Here is a 20,516-nt window from a genome sequence, read left to right on the forward strand (position 1 = left end):
CGGTCAGGCGCTCTGCGCGCTGAGCGGTCAGGCGCTCTGCTCGGTCAGCCCCAGGGCCGCCGCCAACTCGGTGCGGCGCCGCACACCGAGCTTCGTGTAGGCCGACTGCAGGTGGTTGCTCACCGTCCGCGGCGAGAGGAAGAGGCGGGCGGCGATCTCGTTGCTGGCGAGGCCGTGCGCCGCGAGCGTCGCGATCTCGCGCTCGCGGGGCGTCAACGGCTCCACCTGCTCGCCGACCGCGAGCGGGGTCGTCGAGGCGCCCTCCGTGCGCTCGGCGAGACCGCGGGCACGCCCGGTCAGCTGGGCGGCGTCGCGCGCGCGTCCGGCCCGCCGCGCCGCCTCGGCGGCGAGCGCGAGGCACTCGGCCGCGTGCAGCAGGTAGCCGTGGCGCTCCCAATCATCGCCAGCGCGCGCCAGGGCGTCCGCATCGTCGTCGGCCATCGCGCGCGCCGTCCGGGCGCGCAGGGCGATCACCGGTGCGGAGGCCTCCGCGCTCATCTGCTCGAGCAGCTCGGCGGCCGTGCGAGCGTCTCCGAGCCGGGCGAGATCGAGCGCGAGCACGCTCGCGAAGTCGAGGTCGCCGCTCGCGATGCGCTGCCGCGTCCGCTCGATGAGACGGCTCCGAGCTCCGGCTGCGCGGCCATCGACCGCTTCCACCCAGGCCCAGGCCAGCAGCACGAGGGAGTCGTCGTCGATCATCCGCGCCGGAATGCAGGCGAGCACCGCCTGCGCCTCCGCGCGCTGCCCCTGCTGCGCGCGGATCCGGGCCAGCAGAGCACGGGCGAGCGGTTCGTACCCGGCCGGGCCGCGCGAGCGTGCTCCGGCGAGCGCGTCCTTCGCCCAGCGGGCCGCAGTCTCGAGGCGTCCCATCGACATGTGGATGGCGGCCAGGGTGAACTCCGCCTGCCGCGTCCGGAGCGCGTCGTCGAGCACGATCGCGTCGGCGAGGGCGTCGGCGGCGGCCGACCGCGCCTCCTCGAGGCGGCACGCCTGAGCCAGCACGACCGCCCGCATGAGCGCCGCCACGCGACCGGGAACCGTGGCCTCATCCAGCTGACCCGACGCCAGCACCCGTTCGGTCGCGCGCAGCGCCTCGTCGGTGCGCCCCAGTGCCAGGAGCGGCACGACGCTGTTGACCGCCAGCTCGGCCTTCTCGGCGGCGGTCCCGCCATCGGGGATGAGGGCCAGCTCGTCGAGCGCCTCCCGCGGCCGTTCCAGGCCCACCAGGATGCGGGCGCGCGCCTGGCGCAACCGCCGTGCGGCGGCCGGAAGCCGCTCCGCCGTCCCGTCGAGCAGGGCGAGGGCCTCCTCGAAGCGCCCGTTGACCGTGATGAGCGCGGTGGAGGTCATCGTGAGGATCCGCGCCGTGCGGTGGGCATCGACCGGGCTGACGTCGTCGAGAGCGCGGGCGCGCTCCAGGATCCCCAGCGCGGCGTCGACCCGGCCGAGCTTGATGAGAGCATCCGCGTGCAGCAGCAGCAGCTCGGGGTCTGTGCCGCCGGATCGCTCCGCGGCCTCGGCGAGCCGGGCCACGAGGTCGAAGTCGTCCGCCAGCAGGGCCAGCCGGGCCGCGTCGGTCAGCAGGCCCGCGTCGCCCGGGGCGCCGGCATCGAGCCGCCACGTCGCGATGCGCACCGCGTCGGCCTCGCGGTCGTTCGACCCCTCGGCGCGGCTGACGTGATCGAGCAGGAGGTCGATGCGCCGGAGCGTCGGCACCGCCTGCCGCATGGCGGCGGCGTACTGCGGGTGGGCGATCGCCGCCACGTAGCGGTGCACCTCCGGTCGCACCGTCACCAGTTGTGCCTGCTCGAGCCGGTCGAGCGCCGCGCGCAGCGCCGGCTCGACGATGTGCGCCACCGGGATCGTCTGGCACACGGCGAGACGCTCCATGACCTCGCGGGCGGCCGGGTCGAGCTCCCCGAGCCGGGCGGCGATGAGCTCGTCGAGCGCGCGCGATCCTCCCGGAACCCCGGTCAGCAGCCAGGTGCCGTGCTGCTCGGTGAGCGCACCGGTGCGGAGCGCGTTCGCAACCAGCTCCCGCACGAACAGCGGATTCCCGCCCGAGGCTCCGTGCAGTGCGACCGTCGTCTGGTGGGCGACCGTTCCGCCGAGCACCGCGGGCAGCAGCGCGTCGAGGTCGTCGACGCTCAGCGGCTGCAGGGCGATGCGCAGGGCGCGGTCGGAGGTCCAGAGAGCGACGAGCGGGTCGGGCAGCGGCTCGCCGTCGCGCACCGTGGCGAGCAGGGCGATGGCTCCCGCGGCGGCCAGCTGCGACAGCACCGCGATCGAGAGCGTGTCGAGCTGGGGTGCGTCATCGACCACCACGAGCAGCGGTCCCTCCCGGCCGCGCTCGGCGGCCAGGTCGCGGGCGAAGCCCATCAAGGTCGCGGTGTCCGTGCCGATGCGGGTGATGTCCTGCCGAGTCGCGCCCATGAGCGGGATCAGTGCCGCCAGCGGGACATCCGACAAGCTCGCGCTGGCCATCACCCGGTTGATCCGCCAGCCCTCCGATTCGAGCCGCTCGGCGGCCTCGGTGGCGAGCCGCGTCTTGCCGACGCCGGCCTCGCCCGAGAGCACCACGAGCGCGAGGCCGTCGACCGCGAGGGCGGCGCGGGTCTGGGCGAGCATCCCGTCGCGCCCGACCATCGGCCACGCGCCCGGCAGGCCTGTCGGCGCGGCGGGCGGGGGAGGGGTCATCGCGGGGCGCGTCCTTCATGACGAGCGGATGCGCGCTGTGGCCGAGCGCGTCCTCGAAGTGTACTCAGCACTCCCGCCGTCGCGGGAGGCCCAACTGAGTAATCGGCCGACCGGAGTTGAGCAACCGTTGCCCATCACCGAGCCGTGCCGCTCGACGACTCTGAGATCGCGCCGCTGAACGGCGCCGCCACCACCCCGGTAGCCATCCCGGCTGCCGCCCCGGCATCCACCCCTCACTGATCTCGACAGAAAGCGATTCCGATGCACACCACCGCCCCGGCCCTCCCGGTCGAGCTTCCCCCGCACCACCTGCCCATCCCGCGCGTGCTGGCGACCCTCGCGGTCACCGCGGTCGTCGCGGCATCGGCCCTCGTCGGCGTCGCAGCACCCGCCGCGGCCGAGGGCGAGAACGTCCTCCCGATCGCCGTGGATGACGCCTACTCGACCTCGATGAGCACGCAGCTCGTCGTGGCCAACCCCGGCTTCCTCGCCAACGATGTCGACCCCGACTCGACCCTGACCCTGCTCTCGGTCGACTCGGCGGGGATCGCGGGCACGGTCTTCGCGAACAACGGCGGAGGCTTCACCTACAACCCGACGCCCGGCTTCACGGGGACGACCTCGTTCCAGTACCGCGCCATGGAGGTCGGGACGAACCAGTTCAGCGACTGGGCAACCGTCACCATCACCGTCGACCCGCCCGTCGACCCCAACACCGCGCCGGTGACTGTCGCCGACACGTACACCACCCCGTACGAGACCCCGCTCGTGGTCTCCGCGGCCGAGAGTCTGCTGCTCAACGACTCGGATCCCGATGGCGACCCGATCATCGCGCTCTCCGGCTGGGCGCCCTCCGCCGGCATGATCTGGCCGGCGAGCGACCAGGGCACGTTCACGTTCACGCCGGATCCGGGCTTCTCGGGCGACGTCACTTTCACCTACCGCGCCTTCGACCACAAGGCTCAGGGCAACCTGGTGACCGTCACCATCACGGTGCTGCCGCCCGTCGAGCCGGTGGTCAACACGCCTCCCGTCGGTGTCGACGACTGGTTCTTCGTCACGCCCGGTCAGAACTACTCGCTCAATGGCACGGCTGTGCTGGCGAACGACAGCGATGTCGACGGCGATTCGATCACCGCGCAGTGGGTCAACACACTGCCGGGCGATGCCGTGCAGTCTCCCAACGGATCCATCGCGTGGAGCGTGCCCGCCGACTTCTGCGGAGTGTTCGAGCTCCAGTACCGACCCTTCGATGGGATTGAGTCGGGCAACCTCACGACGATCGAGTTCCGCGCCTACTCCGAGCAGGTCGACGGGCTCCTCGACTGCGGCGACCCCGTTCCGGTGCTCAACAGCGCTCCCGTCGCCGTCGATGACGCCCACTCCGTGCAGCCCGGCCAGACGCTCACGGTGGCGGCGGTCTCGGGTGTCCTCAGCAATGACAGCGATGCTGACGGCGATGACCTGACCGCGACGCTCGTCGCAGCGCCGGTCATCGGCAGCGGCTTCGTCCTCGACGCGGCGGGCGGCTTCAGCTGGACCGCCCCGGCCGGGTTCTGCGGCGAGACCTCGTTCACGTACCTGGCCGCCGATGCCACCAGCGAGAGCGCGGTCGCGACCGTCCGCATCATCGCCAGCGATGAGCGGGGCGAGATCTCGTGCCCCGATGACGAGGACGGCGAGGGCGGCCCGACCGACCAGCCCGGCTCGCCGACTATCCCGACCCTCCCGGAGCCGACCGAGCCGGAGAGCCCGACGGGTGACCCCGACCTCAGCGAGCAGCCCGCCACCCCCGGTCGCGACAGCCTCGCCTACACCGGTGCGGCCGACGTGGTGCCCGGTATCGGCTGGGGGGGCGCTCCTGGCCCTCATGCTCGGGCTCGGGCTGGTCGCGCCGCGGGTTCGCCAGAGCCGCGGCCGCGCCTGAGCCCGGTCGACTGCGCGGGGCGGGGATGCTCGAGACGGGCATCCCCGCCCCGTCACGTCTGCCGGACCCCGTGCGGTGGGGCTCGGGTCGCGCGGTTATAGCGCAGCGAGGGGCGATGGTCAAGAAACAGACTGGACACGACCGCGCGAGCGCCCCTAGTATTGAGGTTTGCGCTCCCATGTCTGATCTGCCGCCATATGGCGGGCGGCGATCGTGCCCCGAGTATAGCGGCGGGGCGGATTCCTCATGCGGGAATCCCCACGGGTCCGGCGCGTCCATTCGACCGCATTCACCTGTCGACGTCCGACAGAACCCGGGCTCTCGGGCCCCACGGAGGTTAGTTCCTTGGCTGCTGCGCGCACCGCTAAGAATTCCCAGTCCCCCAAGAACGGCCGCACCGCATCGCGGCTCTCGTTCGCCAAGATCAGCGACACCCTGACGGTCCCCGACCTCCTGGCGCTGCAGACCGAGAGCTTCGACTGGCTCGTCGGCGGCGACGCGTGGAAGGAGCGGCTCGCCGAGGCGCAGGCCGCCGGCCGCAGCGACGTGCCGAGCAAGAGCGGGCTGGAGGAGATCTTCGAGGAGATCTCCCCGATCGAGGACCTGGGCGAGACCATGCAGCTCTCGTTCACCAACCCCTACCTCGAAGAGCAGAAGTACTCGATCGACGAGTGCAAGGAGCGCGGCAAGACCTACGCCGCGCCGCTCTACGTCGAGGCCGAGTTCATGAACCACATGACGGGCGAGATCAAGACCCAGACGGTCTTCATGGGCGACTTCCCGCTCATGACCGAGAAGGGCACCTTCATCATCAACGGCACCGAGCGCGTCGTCGTGTCGCAGCTCGTCCGCTCGCCCGGTGTCTACTTCGAGCGTCAGATCGAGAAGACGACCGACAAGGATGTCTACACCGCGCGCATCATCCCCAGCCGCGGCGCCTGGCTCGAGTTCGAGGTCGACAAGCGCGACCAGGTCGGCGTTCGCATCGACCGCAAGCGCAAGCAGTCGGTCACCGTCTTCCTCAAGGCCCTCGGCCTGACCACCGAGGAGATCCGCGAGAAGTTCGCCGGCTTCGACTCGATCGAGCAGACCCTCGAGAAGGACGCGATCCTCACCAAGGAGGAGGCGCTCAAGGACATCTACCGCAAGCTGCGTCCGGGCGAGCAGGTCGCCGCTGAGGCCGCCCGCGCGCTCCTCGACAACTTCTACTTCAACCCGAAGCGCTACGACCTCGCCAAGGTGGGCCGCTACAAGCTCAACCGCAAGCTCGGCCTCGACGCCCCCCTCAGCGACTCGGTGCTGACCGTCGACGACATCGTTGCGACGATCCGCTACATGGTCTCGCTGCACGAGGGCCGCACGACCCTGGCCGGCGTCCGCGACGGCAAGCCCGTCGACCTGCGCCTCGATGTCGATGACATCGACCACTTCGGCAACCGCCGCATCCGTGCGGTCGGCGAGCTCATCCAGAACCAGGTCCGCACCGGTCTGTCGCGCATGGAGCGCGTCGTCCGCGAGCGCATGACCACCCAGGACATCGAGGCGATCACGCCGCAGACCCTGATCAACGTGCGCCCTGTCGTGGCCGCGATCAAGGAGTTCTTCGGCACCTCGCAGCTGTCGCAGTTCATGGACCAGAACAACCCGCTCGCGGGCCTGACCCACAAGCGTCGCTTGTCGGCGCTCGGCCCGGGCGGTCTGAGCCGCGAGCGCGCCGGCGTCGAGGTGCGCGACGTGCACCCCTCGCACTACGGCCGAATGTGCCCGATCGAGACCCCGGAAGGCCCGAACATCGGCCTCATCGGCTCGCTCGCCTCGTTCGCGCGCATCAACGCCTTCGGCTTCATCGAGACCCCGTACCGCCGCGTCACCAAGGGCAAGGTCACGTCGACCATCGACTACCTGACCGCCAGCGAGGAGGACGACCACGTCGTCGCTCAGGCCGGCGCCCCGCTGAACAAGGACGGCTCGTTCGCCGAGGAGCGCGTGCTCGTGCGCCGCAAGGGCGGCGAGGTCGAGCTCGTGCCCGCCGACGAGGTGGACTACATGGATGTCTCGCCGCGCCAGATGGTGTCGGTCGCGACCTCGCTCATCCCCTTCCTCGAGCACGACGACGCGAACCGCGCGCTCATGGGCGCCAACATGCAGCGCCAGGCTGTCCCGCTGCTCCGCTCCGAGTCGCCGCTCGTCGGCACCGGCATGGAGAGCTACGCGGCGGTCGACGCGGGCGATGTCATCACCGCCACCGCGGCCGGTGTCGTCGCCTCGGTCTCGGCCGACGCCGTGACCGTGCAGCTCGACGAGGGCGGCACGCAGGACTACTACCTGCGCAAGTTCGACCGCTCGAACCAGGGCACCAACTACAACCACCGCGTCGTCGTCAACGCCGGTGACCGCGTCGAGGTCGGCGAGGTCATCGCCGACGGCCCGGCCACCGAGAACGGCGAGCTCGCGCTCGGCAAGAACCTCCTCGTGGCGTTCATGTCGTGGGAGGGCCACAACTTCGAGGACGCGATCATCCTCAGCCAGAACCTCGTGAAGGACGACACCCTGTCGTCGATCCACATCGAGGAGTACGAGGTGGATGCCCGCGACACGAAGCTCGGCAAGGAGGAGATCACCCGCGACCTCCCCAACGTCAGCCCCGAGCTGCTGGCCGACCTCGACGAGCGCGGCATCATCCGCATCGGTGCCGAGGTCCGCCCCGGCGACATCCTCGTCGGCAAGGTGACGCCGAAGGGCGAGACCGAACTCAGCGCCGAGGAGCGCCTGCTGCGCGCGATCTTCAACGAGAAGTCGCGCGAGGTGCGCGACACCTCGCTGAAGGTGCCGCACGGCGAGCAGGGCACCGTCATCGGTGTCAAGGTGTTCGACGCGCAGGACGGCGACGACGAGCTGGGCTCGGGCGTCAACCAGCGCGTGGTCGTCTACATCGCCCAGAAGCGCAAGATCTCGGAGGGCGACAAGCTCGCCGGCCGCCACGGCAACAAGGGCGTCATCTCGAAGATCCTCCCGGTCGAGGACATGCCGTTCCTCGAGGACGGCACCCCCGTCGACATCGTGCTCAACCCGCTCGGCGTCCCCGGCCGCATGAACTTCGGCCAGGTCCTGGAGATCCACCTCGGCTGGGCCGCCTCGCGCGGCTGGAAGGTCGAGGGCGCTCCGGAGTGGGCGGCGAACCTGCCCGCCGGCGCTCGTGAGGCCGCGCCCGGCACGAAGGTCGCCACCCCGGTGTTCGACGGTGCGAGCGAGGAGGAGATCGCCGGCCTGCTCGATGCGACCCTGCCGAACCGCGACGGCGTGCGCATGATCGACTCGACCGGCAAGGCGCGACTCTTCGACGGCCGCACCGGTGAGCCGTTCCCCGACCCGATCTCGGTCGGCTACATGTACATCCTGAAGCTGCACCACCTCGTCGACGACAAGATCCACGCGCGCTCGACGGGCCCCTACTCGATGATCACGCAGCAGCCCCTGGGCGGTAAGGCCCAGTTCGGCGGCCAGCGGTTCGGCGAGATGGAGGTGTGGGCGCTCGAGGCCTACGGTGCCGCGTACGCCCTGCAGGAGCTCCTCACGATCAAGTCCGACGACATCCTCGGCCGCGTCAAGGTCTACGAGGCGATCGTCAAGGGCGAGAACATTCAGGAGCCCGGGATCCCCGAGAGCTTCAAGGTGCTCATCAAGGAGATGCAGTCGCTCTGCCTGAACGTCGAGGTGCTCTCGGCCGACGGCACCGTGCTGAGCCTCAAGGACACGGACGACGAGGTCTTCCGTGCTGCTGAGGAGCTCGGCATCAACATCTCCACCCGCTTCGAGTCCTCGTCGATCGACGAGATCTGAGCCGGGCCCCGCACTCGCACATCGCTGACGCAAAACACGCAAGAGAAGAGATATCTGTGCTCGACGCAAAGACTTTCGATGAGCTCCGCATCGGCCTCGCGACCGCCGACGACATCCGTCGCTGGTCGCACGGTGAGGTCAAGAAGCCGGAGACGATCAACTACCGCACGCTGAAGCCCGAGAAGGACGGCCTCTTCGGCGAGCAGATCTTCGGCCCCTCCCGCGACTGGGAGTGCTCGTGCGGCAAGTACAAGCGGGTCCGCTTCAAGGGCATCGTCTGTGAGCGCTGCGGCGTGGAGGTCACCAAGTCCTCCGTCCGCCGCGAGCGCATGGGCCACATCGAGCTCGCCGCCCCCGTGACGCACATCTGGTACTTCAAGGGTGTGCCGAGCCGCCTCGGCTATCTGCTCGACATGGCGCCGAAGGACCTCGAGAAGGTCATCTACTTCGCCGCCTACATGGTGATCTCGGTCGACGAGGAGGGTCGCCACGCCGACCTCCCCGGGCTCGAGAACGAGCTGCGCCTCGAGATCAAGACCCTGGAGGGCCAGCGCGACAGCGCCGTGGCCGCCCGCCTGCAGAAGCTCGAGACCGAGCTCGCCGAGCTCGAGGCCGAGGGCGCCAAGGCCGACCAGAAGCGCAAGGTCAAGGACGCCGGCGAGAAGGAGATGGCCCAGCTCCGCAAGTCGTTCGACGAGCAGATCGGCCAGCTCGAGCGCGTGTGGGAGGACTTCCGCACTCTCAAGGTGGGCGACCTCAAGCCGGAGGACGCCGTCTTCCAGGAGCTCCAGGACCGCTACGGCCTGTACTTCGAGGCCCACATGGGTGCCGAGGCCATCAAGCGCCGCCTCGAGGCCTTCGACCTCGCCGCCGAGAGCGAGCTGCTCCACGAGCAGATCGCGACCGGCAAGGGTCAGAAGAAGATCCGCGCCATCAAGCGCCTTAAGGTCGTCAACTCGTTCCTGCAGACCGGCAACTCGCCGGCTGCGATGGTGCTGGATGTCGTTCCGGTGATCCCGCCGGAGCTCCGGCCGATGGTGCAGCTCGACGGCGGCCGCTTCGCGACCTCCGACCTGAACGACCTGTACCGCCGCGTCATCAACCGCAACAACCGTCTGCGCCGCCTTCTCGACCTCGGGGCTCCCGAGATCATCGTCAACAACGAGAAGCGCATGCTGCAGGAGGCCGTCGACGCTCTGTTCGACAACGGCCGCCGCGGCCGCCCGGTCACGGGCACGGGCAACCGCGCGCTCAAGTCGCTCAGCGACATGCTCAAGGGCAAGCAGGGCCGGTTCCGTCAGAACCTGCTCGGCAAGCGCGTCGACTACTCGGGCCGTTCGGTCATCGTGGTCGGCCCGCAGCTCAAGCTGCACCAGTGCGGTCTGCCGAAGCTGATGGCGCTCGAGCTCTTCAAGCCCTTCGTCATCAAGCGCCTCATCGATCTGGGCCACGCGCAGAACATCAAGAGCGCCAAGCGCATGGTCGAGCGTTCGCGTCCACAGGTGTGGGACGTGCTCGAGGAGATCATCCGCGAGCGCCCCGTGCTGCTGAACCGCGCGCCCACCCTGCACCGTCTCGGCATCCAGGCCTTCGAGCCGCAGCTCGTCGAGGGTAAGGCCATCCAGCTGCACCCGCTCGTCTGCGCGGCGTTCAATGCCGACTTCGACGGCGACCAGATGGCCGTGCACCTCCCGCTGTCGGTGGAGGCTCAGGCCGAGGCCCGCATCCTGATGCTCGCCTCGAACAACATCCTCAAGCCGTCCGACGGCCGCCCGGTGACCGTGCCGACCCAGGACATGATCATCGGTCTGCACCACCTGACGACCGTGCGTGAGGGCGCCACCGGTGAGGGCCGCGCGTTCTCGTCGGTCGCCGAGGCGATCATGGCCATGGACCAGGGCTCGCTGCACCTCAACGCCACGGTGCGCATCCGCCTCTACGGCGAGAAGTTCGCCGACGGGCGCGAGCTGCGCGAGACCACGCTGGGTCGCGCGCTGTTCAACGAGCAGCTGCCGGCCGACTACCCGTTCGTCGACGCCGTCGCTGACAAGGGCACCATCTCGCAGATCGTCAACGACCTGGCCGAGCGGTACCCGAAGACGGTCGTGGCCGCGACCCTCGACAAGGTCAAGGACGCCGGCTTCTACTGGGCGACCCGATCGGGCGTCACGGTGGCGCTGAGCGACGTGCTCAGCCCTCCGAAGAAGAAGCAGATCGTCGCCGAGTACGAGAAGAAGGCCGCGAAGATCCAGTCGCAGTTCGACAAGGGCCTCATGACCGACGACGAGCGGCGTCGCGAGCTCGTCGAGCTCTGGACGGAGGGCACGAAGGCCGTCAACGACGAGATGCGCGCCAACTTCCCGGTCGACAACACCATCAACCGCATGGTCACCTCGGGCGCCCGAGGCAACTGGCTGCAGGTCGGCAACATCGCCGGTATGCGCGGTCTGGTGTCGAACCCGCGCGGTGAGATCATCGCCCGCCCGATCATCAACTCGTACCGCGAGGGCCTGTCGGTGGCGGAGTACTTCATCGCCACCCACGGTGCCCGCAAGGGTCTCGCCGACACCGCTCTGCGCACGGCCGACTCGGGCTACCTGACCCGTCGTCTGGTGGACGTGGCGCAGGACGTCATCATCCGCGAGGAGGACTGCGGCACGAGCAAGGGCCTCGACTTCACCATCGCGCACGAGATCGACGGCACCTGGGTCCGCGACGACAACGTCGAGAACCTGGTCTTCGCGCGCACGCTCGCCGCTGACGCGGTCAACGCGTCGGGCGAGGTCGTGGCCGAGGCCGGCGCCGACGTCGGCGACGTGCTCATCGACACCCTGGTGTCGGCGGGCGTCAGCGAGATCAAGGTCCGCTCGGTGCTCACGTGTGAGTCGGCTGTCGGCGTCTGCGCCGCCTGCTACGGCCGCTCGCTGGCCACCGGTCAGCGCGTCGACCTCGGCGAGGCGGTCGGCATCATCGCCGCCCAGTCGATCGGCGAGCCCGGCACCCAGCTCACCATGCGCACCTTCCACACCGGTGGTTCGGCCTCGGCGGCCGACATCACCCAGGGTCTGCCGCGCGTGACCGAGCTGTTCGAGGCCCGCACTCCGAAGGGGGCGAGCCCGATCGCCGAGAGCGCCGGTCGCATCCGCATCGAGGATGCGGGCGCCCAGCTGAAGGTGATCCTCACGCCCGACAACGGTGACGAGGAGGTGGCGTACACGGTCTCCAAGCGCGCCACTCTGCAGGTCGAGGACGGCCAGCACGTCGAGCTGGGCCACCAGATCTTCGCCGGCACCGTCGACCCGAAGGAGGTGCTGCGCGTCAAGGGCGTCCGCGCCGTGCAGCAGCACCTCGTCGAGGGCGTGCAGGGGGTCTACCGCTCGCAGGGTGTGCCGATCCACGACAAGCACCTCGAGGTCATCGTGCGCCAGATGCTGCGCAAGGTCACCGTCGTCGACCACGGCGAGACCGAGCTGCTGCCGGGTGAGCTGGTCGACCGCTCGCGGTACAACCAGATCAACCGTGCCGCGCTGGCCGAGGGCAAGAAGACCGCCTCGGCCCGCCAGGAGGTCATGGGTATCACCAAGGCGTCTCTCGCGACCGAGTCGTGGCTGTCGGCGGCCTCCTTCCAGGAGACCACCCGCGTGCTCACGCAGGCCGCGATGGAGGGCAAGCGCGACCCGCTGCTCGGCCTGAAGGAGAACGTGATCATCGGCAAGCTGATCCCGGCCGGTACCGGTCTGCCCGCGTACCGCAATGTGACGGTCGAGGCCACGGAGGAGGCGAAGGCGGAGCGCTACCCGAACCGCATCTTCGCGTCCGACGGCGACTTCAGCGAGGCCGACCTGTCGTTCGTCGACTTCGACACCTTCTCGAGCGACGATTTCAGCGGCTCGGGCGGCACCTACAGCTGATATGTGACTGATTCCTGTCAAGTGGCAGGGGAAAGAGCGCCCGGAGTGATCATGCTTCGGGCGCTCTTTCGTGTGGTCGGCGCGGGCGGTGTGGGTGTCGTGCGTGTCGTGGGCGACGCGCGGTCAGACTGATATGCGCGGGTTGGTTACCGCAGGACGTGCTGTTCGGCTGGAGCGGTTCCGCTTGTCTAGGATCGAGCGTCGCCTGCCCTTCGGGCGGGCTGCTCATAGCTGTTCCGCGGGTCGCTCCTCGCGCTGCCGTCACCTGCCGTCTGAACCGACCGGTCAGGGGGCCCAGGTCAGTCGGGCATCACAGCCAGGGACCAGCACCAGCCGGCGAGCTCGCGGGCGATGGCGACGTTCGCGATCGTGGGCCGCTTCTTGCGTGCGGTGAAGTGCTGCCATTTCTGATGCAGGCGCCGGTTGCCGTCGTCGCCGCGGGACACGGCGAGGCTGGGCGCGGCAGCCCACCGGGCCTGCATCACCGCTCCGGGCCGATAGGGTTTGCGGTGATGCCAGGCGGCCTCGACCAGCAGGCGGCGGGCGTGAGTGTTGCCGGTCTTGGTGATCGAGCCTTGCGAGCGTGACTGTCCGGAGGAGTGCTCTGAGGGCACCAGCCCGACGAACGCGCCGATGCTGGATCCGGTGAAGCGCTCCCAGTTGCCGATCTCGACCGCGAGGCCGAACCCGGTCAAGGTCGAGATCCCGCGCAAGCACCCCAGGCGTCGCACCACGGGCGCGTAGTTGCTGGTCGCGGCCATCTGCTCGATGATCGCGTCGAGTCGGTCTTTGCGGGCGCGCACCTGCTGCACTGCTTCGTAGTCGGCATCGAACGCGGCCTGCAGTCCGGGATGGTCGAACCTTTGCCGGCGCAGCCAGGCATCATGCGCGCCGGTCCACGCCTGCTTGCCGTCATAGATGATCCCGTGGCGCAACAGCAGCTTCGAGAGCCGATGCCGTGCAGCCATCAGCTCACCCCGATTGTCCTCTCGTGCTCGCACCAGGTCGCGTGCGGTTTCCTGCTCGATCGTGGGCACGGCAACCGCGACGATCTCTCCCAGTCGCAGCAGTCTTGCCAAATGCATCGCGTCCCTGGCGTCGGTCTTGACTCGCTCCCCGACCGGGCGCTGCAACTTCGACGGCGCCGCCACGAGGCACTCGATGCCTGCGGCGGTGAACAAGCGGGCCAGAGCGAACCCGGTCGGCCCGGCCTCATACGTCACCGCTGCCGGCTGCGGCAGGCTCCGCACCCACTCCAGCACTGCCGCGGGGTCGTAGCCGAAACGGTGACGGATCACTTCCCCAGTGTCCTCGTCGATCGCGCATCCCACGACGCTGCGGGCGTGCACGTCCAGACCGACGCTCGTACGCTGGATTCTCAACTGGGGCCTCCATTCGCCTGGTGGACAGGCCAGCCCTCAACGGCTGGCAACCCACGAATACGCGAATCGAGGCCCCAGCCTCAAGAACCAGACCGAAGACCCATATCGTCTAGCGTGACCCTCATGCCCTCCACCCCCAGCATCGTGTGGCTGCGCGACGATCTGCGCGTCGCCGACAACCCCGCGCTGAGCGCGGCCGTCGATCGCGGTGGGCCCGTCGTCGTGCTGTATCTGCTCGACGAGGAGTCGCCGGGAGCCCGCCCGCTCGGCGGCGCGAGCCGCTGGTGGCTGCACGGCAGCCTCGCCGCTCTCGCGGCCGAGCTCGCCGACCGGGGCGCCCACCTCACGCTGCGACGCGGGGCGGCCGGAACGGTCATCCCGCAGCTCGTCGCCGAGAGCGGCGCGGGCGCCGTCTACTGGAACCGCCGGTATGGGGCGCTGCGCGAGGTGGATGCGGAGCTGAAGTCGCGCCTGCGCGCCGACGGCCTCGACGTGCAGAGCTTCGGGGCCTCGCTGCTGTTCGAGCCGTGGACCATAACCACCGGGGCCGGCGACCCCTACAAGGTCTTCACCCCGTTCTGGCGGGCGTGCCTCGCGGGCGACGACCCGCGCGCGCCCCTACAGCCCCCCGAGCGCATCGAGGGCCTCGCGGTGGCCAGCGACGACCTGGACACCTGGGCGCTCCTGCCCACCCGCCCCGACTGGGCGGCGGGGCTGCGCGCGGCCTGGACCCCAGGCGAGCAAGGTGCCCACGCTCGCCTGGAGCACTTCGTCGAGCACGGGCTGCCGCTCTACCACCGGCGCGACGAGCCCGGTATCGAGGCGACCAGCCGGCTCAGCCCGCACCTGCGCTTCGGCGAGCTGAGCCCGCACCAGGTGTGGGCGCGGCTGCGCGGTCCGCTCGCCCCGGCGGCGATCGCGAACCGGCCGAAGTTCCTCAGCGAGATCGGCTGGCGCGAGTTCTCGTACAGCATCCTCTTCCATCAGCCGTCGATCGCGACCGAGAACGTGCGCCGCGACTTCGACGCCTTCCCGTGGCAGGCACCCGATCCCGCCGTGCTCGAGGCCTGGCGGCGAGGCATGACGGGTATCCCGCTCGTCGATGCGGGCATGCGCCAGCTCTGGACCTCCGGCTGGATGCACAACCGGGTGCGCATGATCGTGGCTTCGCTGCTGACGAAGAACCTGCTCATCGACTGGCGGGTCGGCGAGGCGTGGTTCTGGGACACCCTGGTCGACGCCGACGAGGCCAGCAATGCGGCCAGCTGGCAGTGGGTCGCGGGGTCGGGGGCGGATGCGGCACCGTACTTCCGCGTCTTCAACCCCGTTCTGCAGGCCGAGCGGTTCGACCCCGACCAGGCCTACGTGCGGCAGTGGGTGCCCGAGCTCGGAACCGGGGCCTACCCGCGCCCGATCGTCGACCTCGCCGCCTCGCGCACCGCGGCACTGGCCGCGTACGAGGTCGTGAAGGCGGCGAAGCAGGCCTGAGCCGGGCGGGGGGGCCGCGCCACAAGGCCCCGGAAGATGAGAGTCCTCTCACGGAAGCCTCCTGCTGGTCTCATGCGCGCTCGGCACGATGAAGGCAACACGGAGGACGGATCCGCATCCGGCCCCTCCCCCACAGCCACCAGAACCATCGGAAAGGATCACCCTCATGGACGCGAAGAACTGGATCGCCATCGGAGCCGCCGGAGCCCTCGGCCTCGGCGTCGTCGCGGCGGGTGCCGTCAGCACCGCCAACGCCATCCCGCTGGTCGCCGGCACCACCAACATCGAGGTGCCCGGCATCACCGTGCCCGGTGACGACACCAAGGCGACGGTGCCGCTCGACTTCACGGTCACGAGCGACAGCATCGTGACCCCGGAGCCCAGCTCCAGCGCCAGCCCCAGCCCGATCACCCCCGCGACCCCGGTCACCGTCGCCTCGGCCGTGAGCCCGGTGTCGCCCGTGACGCCCCCGACCCCGGCCTCGCCGGTCTCGCCCGCCTCGGTGCCGTCGCCCGTGAGCCCCGCCTCGAACGACTGACGCACCCGGTCGGCCTCGTCAGGGGGGTGGCCGACCGAGAAGCCGGAACGGCCCGCGACCGCTGCTGACAGCGTCGCGGGCCGCTCACGTTCGCGGGGCGGGCAGCCGCGCGTGCGGCTCCGGCCCCCGAGTGTGCGATGCTCGCACTCGTGCCCCCCACGCCCCCGGAGCCCACCCGCGCGGGGCCCGTGAACCCCGTGCTGCTCGCCGTCCTGGCGATCCTCAGCGTGCAGTTCGGCAACGCCCTCGCCGGCACCCTCTTCGCGCAGGCCGGTCCGCTCGGCGCCGCCGCGCTGCGTCTGGTGCTGGCGGCGGTGATCCTGCTCGCGGTCATCCGCCCCCGCGTGGCCGGGTGGGACCGTCGCACCTGGTTCGGGGTCGGGATGCTCGGCCTCGGCCTCGGCGGCATGAACGTGCTCATCTACCTCGCGATCGCGAGCATCCCGATCGGCGTGGCCGTGACGATCGAGCTGCTCGGCCCGCTCGCCGTCGCGGTCGCCGGCACGCGACGGGCGCGCGACCTGCTGTGGGTGGCTCTCGCCGGCGCCGGCGTCCTGCTCCTCGGGCTCGAGCGCTCCGACGGCGGGCTGGCCCTGGTGGGCGTGCTCGCCGCGGCGGGCGCCGCCGCATTCTGGGCGCTCTACATCGTGGCGTCGGCGCGGCTCGGGCCGCGCGCTCGCGGGGTCGACGCGCTCGCCGTCGCCATGGTCGTCGCCGCCCTCATCGTGGCGCCGCTCGGCGCGGCACCGGCAACGACCGCCGTCGCCGCGGTCCCCTGGCTGCTGCTCGCCTTCATCGGCATCGCCATCATGACCTCGGTCGTGCCCTACGTGCTCGAGTTCATCGCCCTGAAGTCGATGCCGACGCGCGTCTTCGGGGTGCTATCGAGCCTCGGGCCGGCGGTGGCCGCGCTTGCGGGGCTGCTCGTCCTCGGCCAGCTGCTCTCGCCCGTGCAGCTGATCGCCATCGCGGCCGTGATCGCGGCCAGCGTCGGAGCGGTGCTCAGCGGTCGGCGGCCCCCGGCGGTCGCCCGCCCGCCTGCATGACGGCGACACCCGCGCAGCGCACGCCGGCGCCCGCCGCGTCGACCAGCGTCGAGCCGCGCAGCAGGGCGTCGATCAACCCGGCGGTGAAGGCGTCTCCGGCGCCGGTCGGATCGACCGCGCGCTGCGCCGCGACCGGCACCTCGACAACCGCATCACCGCGGCGGGCGACGAGCACCGAATCTCGCCCGCCGGTGAGCACGACGGCCAGGCAGTACTCGAGCAGGGCATCCACGACCGCCGCGCGATCGTCGCACCCCGACAGCAGGCGTCCCTCGTCGAGGTTCGGCAGCAGCACGTCGATGTGCGAGAGCGCCTGGCGGAACCGCTCGACCCCGTAGTCCGCGATGAAGCCGGTCGAGCCCGGGTCGAAGGTCACCGTCGCTCCTGCCGCCCGCGCTCGGGCGGTGAGCGCGGCGAGGTCATCGAGCGAGAAGGCGTCGAAGAGGCTGTAGCCGGTGAGGTGCAGCACGCCCGCTCCCCGCAGCAGCGCATCATCGATGGCGCCCGCATCGAGACCCGCGTTCGCGCCGCGGTCGGTGAGCATCGTCCGGGTCTCCTCGCCGACGACGATCACGATGGTGCCCGTGGGGCGGTGGGCGTCGGCCTGCAGATGCGGCGTCGCGCCGAGCGCGCGGAAGACCGCCGCGTGACGCTCGACATCGCCCGCGGCGACCCGGCCCACCACGTCGACCGGGGTGCCCAGCCAGGCGAGCCACGCGGCCGTGTTGCCCGCACTGCCGCCCGGATGCCGCGTGATGCTCGCCGTCGTGTCGGTGTCGGGCCGGATCGGCCCCTCGGGCACGACGATGATGTCGTCGATCACGTCGCCGACCACCAGGGCGCGACGACCGATCACGGCGCCGGCTCCGTCAGACCCCGACCGCCGACACCGCGCATCGGGGTCAGGCCCGCGCCGCGCGGGCGGCCCACGCGGTGGCGATGCGGCCGGCCACGGTGACGTTGTTGCGCGCGAGGTCGAGGTTCACCTCGAGGCTGCGGCCATCGCTGAGCTCGACGATGCGGCCGAGCAGGAACGGCGTGACCGCCTTGCCGCGGATGCCCTGGGCCTCGGCCTCGGCGAACGCGGTCGCCAGCACGCGGTCGTGCTCGTCGCGCTGCCACGCCTTCTCGGCCGGGATCGGATTCGCCACCACGATGCCCTGCGTGTGACCGAGCGCGTCGTGCGCGGCCATGACGTCGGCGACCTGCTCCGGGCTGTCGACCGCCCAGTCGAGGGTGAAGTCGCTCTCGCGCAGCCAGAAACTCGGGAAGATCGTCGTGCCGAGGCCGACCACCGGCACCGAGTAGGTCTCGAGGCGCTCGAGGGTCGCCGCGATGTCGAGCACGCTCTTCACGCCCGCCGACACGACCGTGATCGGGGTGACGGCCAGCGTCGAGAGGTCGGCCGACTCGTCGAAGGTCTCGCTCGCACCGCGGTGCACGCCGCCGAGGCCGCCGGTCGCGAAGACCCGGATGCCCGCCTTGGCCGCGAGATGCGCGGTGGCCGCGACCGTGGTCGCGCCGCTCGCCGCGCGGGCCGCGAGGATCGGCAGGTCGCGCACGCTCGCCTTCGCGAGGTCCTCCTCCGCGATGCGGCGCACACCCTCGTCGTCGAGCCCGACGTGGGCGACGCCGTCCAGCACGGCGATCGTGGCGGGGGTGACCCCCTGGTCGCGCAGGATCGCCTCGAACTCGCGCGCGGCCTCGAGGTTGCGCGGCCGGGGCAGCCCGTGGCTGATGATCGTGGACTCGAGAGCGACGACGGGGCGGGCATCCGCGAGGGCGGAGGCGACCTCGTCGGAGAGGTGCAGAATGGTCACCGAGCCAGGCTAGCGCCCGCACGGTGCCGCCGCGGTGCGCCGATGCGCGCCCGGAGGGAGCACACCGCTCGGGCCCGGGAACGACGAAGCCCCCCGTCGGAGACGGGGGGCTGATCGCGCGCCCGAAGGGACTCGAACCCCTAACCTTCTGATCCGTAGTCAGATGCTCTATCCATTGAGCTACGGGCGCATGCTCGCCGAGGCGAACCGGATAAGCCTACCAGCAGCGCTGTGCGGCTCTTTCCGCGGAGACGGAGGGATTTGAACCCTCGGACCCCTAAACGGGGTCTCCACCTTAGCAGGGTGGTGCACTCGACCGGACTATGCGACGTCTCCTGATGCGCGCTCCACTATACCGGCAGCAGCCGGGGCGCGGGCACGCGCGATCCAGCCCCCCAGGGAGGGCGGTTCCTAGTTGTTCGCGCGAGAGCAGGTGAAGTCGGCGGCGGTCTGACCCTGGAGGCCCGACACCTTGTCGGGCTCCTCAGTCGGCCCGACGGGCGGCACCGTGGGCTCAGCCGTCGGCTCGGGCTCGACCTTGCCGTTCTTCGGCGGCCGCGGCTCCTCGGTGGGCGTCGCCTCCGGCGTCGGCTCCGCCGAGGGAGCGTTCGGGTTCAGGTTCGACCCGACGCCCGTGCTGTCGCCGTCGAGCGTGAACGGCTTGCCGGCCTTGATGCGGTCGAAGATCGCCGCGGCCTGGTCGCGCAGCGGCTCCACCTTGCCGAGGTAGGGCGGGGCCTGGCCGTAGCGCGTCGGGTACTGCACGAAGACGATGTTCTCCGTCGGGATGTCGCGGAGGGCCTGGGCCATCGACACCATCGCGTCCGGGGTGAGCGTACGGGAGAGCTGCATCGACGAACTGGCGACCTGCGCGAGTCCGTACAGCTTCGTGAAGTCGGTCAGCACGCCCTCGTTCTGCACCTTGCGGATGAGCGACGAGAGGTAGACCTGCTGCGAGCTGATACGGCCGAGGTCGCTGCCGTCACCGACGCCGTAGCGCGTGCGAAGGAACGCGAGCGCCTGGTAGCCCTCGACGGTGTAGTTGCCCGCCGCGGGGAACTTGAGGCCGGTGAGACGGTCGTTGATCGGGCCGTCGACGCAGACCTCGACGCCACCGACCGCCGACGACATGCGAGCGACCCCGGTGAACGAGATGGTGCCGGCGTACGGGATCGTCAGCCCGGTGAGGGCCTCGACGGTGAGGACGACGCAGCCCAGGCCTCCGTAGGAGTAGGCGACGTTGATGGGCTGCGCTGACATGGCGAACGAGCTCGTGCCATCGGGGCGCGGGCACGACGGGATCGGCACGACGAGGTCGCGCGGGAAGCTGATGGCGACAGCCGACTGCTTGTCCTCCGCCACGTGGACGAGGATGTTCACGTCGTTGAGCACCGATCCACCGCGATCGGCCGCGTCGCCCTGCTTGCCGTCGTTGTCGATGCCGACGAGCATGACGTTGAAGCCGCCCTCCCACTCACCGATGGTGGGGATGACGCGCTCCTCCTGACCCTCGGCCACGGCGAGGTCGACGTAGTCGATGTTCGCGTTGAGCTGGGCGACGGCGATCGCGCCGACCGAGACGGTGCTCACCATGACCACCGCGAGAGCGGCGGCGACGGTCGTCAGGATCGTCGTGATGGCGCGCGAACGGCGCTGCCGACCGTGACGGACGGCCGCCGTCGGAAGCGAGCGCGTCGCGCGATCGCGGACCGGCTCCGACATGGGTACCCCCTCAACATCGGGTGGTCACGAGCGGAGGGCGTGGGATTCGAACCCACGAGACATTGCTGCCCACCAGTTTTCAAGACTGGCTCCATCGGCCGCTCGGACAGCCCTCCTTGGACATCAGTCCTCCAGTCTAGCCGAC

The 20,516-nt window shown here is 70.5% G+C and carries 11 protein-coding genes and 3 tRNA genes; 6 read left to right on the forward strand and 8 right to left on the reverse strand.

Going from position 1 to position 20,516, the window contains the following annotated elements; all coding sequences use genetic code 11:
- Positions 1–27: 27 nt before the first annotated feature.
- Positions 28–2,697: a LuxR C-terminal-related transcriptional regulator gene (locus BJ959_RS06830; RefSeq protein ID WP_153983060.1), complete on the reverse strand. Its 2,670-nt coding sequence runs from the start codon at positions 2,695–2,697 to the stop codon at positions 28–30.
- Between the two features lie 261 nt (positions 2,698–2,958).
- Here BJ959_RS06830 and BJ959_RS06835 point away from each other — a divergent pair, with 261 nt between their 5' ends.
- The 3 genes from BJ959_RS06835 to rpoC all read left to right on the forward strand — a co-directional run bounded on the left by BJ959_RS06835 (position 2,959) and on the right by rpoC (position 12,375).
- Positions 2,959–4,725 carry a cadherin-like domain-containing protein gene (locus BJ959_RS06835; RefSeq protein WP_153983059.1) on the forward strand — a complete coding sequence of 589 codons (1,767 nt, stop codon included), beginning with the start codon at positions 2,959–2,961 and terminating at the stop codon, positions 4,723–4,725.
- A gap of 244 nt (positions 4,726–4,969) precedes the next feature.
- Positions 4,970–8,464: a DNA-directed RNA polymerase subunit beta gene (gene rpoB, locus BJ959_RS06840; protein WP_153983058.1), complete on the forward strand. Its 3,495-nt coding sequence runs from the start codon at positions 4,970–4,972 to the stop codon at positions 8,462–8,464.
- Between the two features lie 56 nt (positions 8,465–8,520).
- Positions 8,521–12,375 (forward strand): DNA-directed RNA polymerase subunit beta', encoded by a 3,855-nt coding sequence (gene rpoC, locus BJ959_RS06845; protein ID WP_153983057.1) that lies wholly within the window; start codon positions 8,521–8,523, stop codon positions 12,373–12,375.
- Positions 12,376–12,674: 299 nt separating this feature from the next.
- Here the strand turns inward: rpoC and BJ959_RS06850 are convergent, their stop codons facing one another.
- Positions 12,675–13,757 carry an IS110 family RNA-guided transposase gene (locus tag BJ959_RS06850; RefSeq protein WP_183321837.1) on the reverse strand — a complete coding sequence of 361 codons (1,083 nt, stop codon included), beginning with the start codon at positions 13,755–13,757 and terminating at the stop codon, positions 12,675–12,677.
- Between the two features lie 123 nt (positions 13,758–13,880).
- Here BJ959_RS06850 and BJ959_RS06855 point away from each other — a divergent pair, with 123 nt between their 5' ends.
- The 3 genes from BJ959_RS06855 (at position 13,881) to BJ959_RS06865 (ending at position 16,829) form a co-directional block, all read left to right on the forward strand.
- Positions 13,881–15,245 (forward strand): cryptochrome/photolyase family protein, encoded by a 1,365-nt coding sequence (locus BJ959_RS06855; protein WP_153981421.1) that lies wholly within the window; start codon positions 13,881–13,883, stop codon positions 15,243–15,245.
- Between the two features lie 166 nt (positions 15,246–15,411).
- Positions 15,412–15,783, forward strand: a complete 372-nt coding sequence (locus tag BJ959_RS06860) for a hypothetical protein (protein WP_153981420.1) — start codon at positions 15,412–15,414, stop codon at positions 15,781–15,783.
- A 149-nt stretch (positions 15,784–15,932) separates the two neighbouring features.
- The gene (locus tag BJ959_RS06865; RefSeq protein ID WP_341799900.1) at positions 15,933–16,829 is read left to right on the forward strand and encodes an EamA family transporter; all 897 of its coding nucleotides are present in this window, start codon (positions 15,933–15,935) and stop codon (positions 16,827–16,829) included.
- On the opposite strand, the gene BJ959_RS06870 is transcribed toward BJ959_RS06865, so the two are convergent.
- The 6 genes from BJ959_RS06870 to BJ959_RS06895 all read right to left on the reverse strand — a co-directional run bounded on the left by BJ959_RS06870 (position 16,786) and on the right by BJ959_RS06895 (position 20,487).
- Positions 16,786–17,685, reverse strand: coding sequence for a PfkB family carbohydrate kinase (locus BJ959_RS06870; protein WP_153981418.1), 900 nt, complete (start codon positions 17,683–17,685; stop codon positions 16,786–16,788). The two genes, BJ959_RS06865 and BJ959_RS06870, sit on opposite strands and share 44 nt — an antisense overlap.
- Positions 17,686–17,731: 46 nt before the next feature.
- Positions 17,732–18,649: a pseudouridine-5'-phosphate glycosidase gene (locus BJ959_RS06875; RefSeq protein ID WP_153981417.1), complete on the reverse strand. Its 918-nt coding sequence runs from the start codon at positions 18,647–18,649 to the stop codon at positions 17,732–17,734.
- A gap of 117 nt (positions 18,650–18,766) precedes the next feature.
- Positions 18,767–18,839: transfer RNA gene (locus tag BJ959_RS06880), tRNA-Arg, on the reverse strand.
- Positions 18,840–18,895: 56 nt separating this feature from the next.
- Positions 18,896–18,985: transfer RNA gene (locus BJ959_RS06885), tRNA-Ser, on the reverse strand.
- Between the two features lie 75 nt (positions 18,986–19,060).
- Positions 19,061–20,371 (reverse strand): LCP family protein, encoded by a 1,311-nt coding sequence (locus tag BJ959_RS06890; RefSeq protein WP_153981416.1) that lies wholly within the window; start codon positions 20,369–20,371, stop codon positions 19,061–19,063.
- A 31-nt stretch (positions 20,372–20,402) separates the two neighbouring features.
- Positions 20,403–20,487 (reverse strand) — tRNA-Ser (locus BJ959_RS06895).
- Positions 20,488–20,516 lie beyond the last annotated feature (29 nt).

The sequence above is a fragment of the Microcella frigidaquae genome (genome assembly GCF_014200395.1).
GTDB lineage: Bacteria > Actinomycetota > Actinomycetes > Actinomycetales > Microbacteriaceae > Microcella > Microcella frigidaquae.

What these genes read in the sequence shown, in the direction of transcription:
- BJ959_RS06830 (WP_153983060.1), bottom strand. Translation starts at nt 2,697, where the DNA reads ATGACCCCTCCCCCGCCCGCCGCGCCGACAGGCCTGCCGGGCGCGTGG.
- BJ959_RS06835 (WP_153983059.1), top strand. Translation starts at nt 2,959, where the DNA reads ATGCACACCACCGCCCCGGCCCTCCCGGTCGAGCTTCCCCCGCACCAC.
- BJ959_RS06855 (WP_153981421.1), top strand. Translation starts at nt 13,881, where the DNA reads ATGCCCTCCACCCCCAGCATCGTGTGGCTGCGCGACGATCTGCGCGTC.
- BJ959_RS06860 (WP_153981420.1), top strand. Translation starts at nt 15,412, where the DNA reads ATGGACGCGAAGAACTGGATCGCCATCGGAGCCGCCGGAGCCCTCGGC.
- BJ959_RS06890 (WP_153981416.1), bottom strand. Translation starts at nt 20,371, where the DNA reads ATGTCGGAGCCGGTCCGCGATCGCGCGACGCGCTCGCTTCCGACGGCG.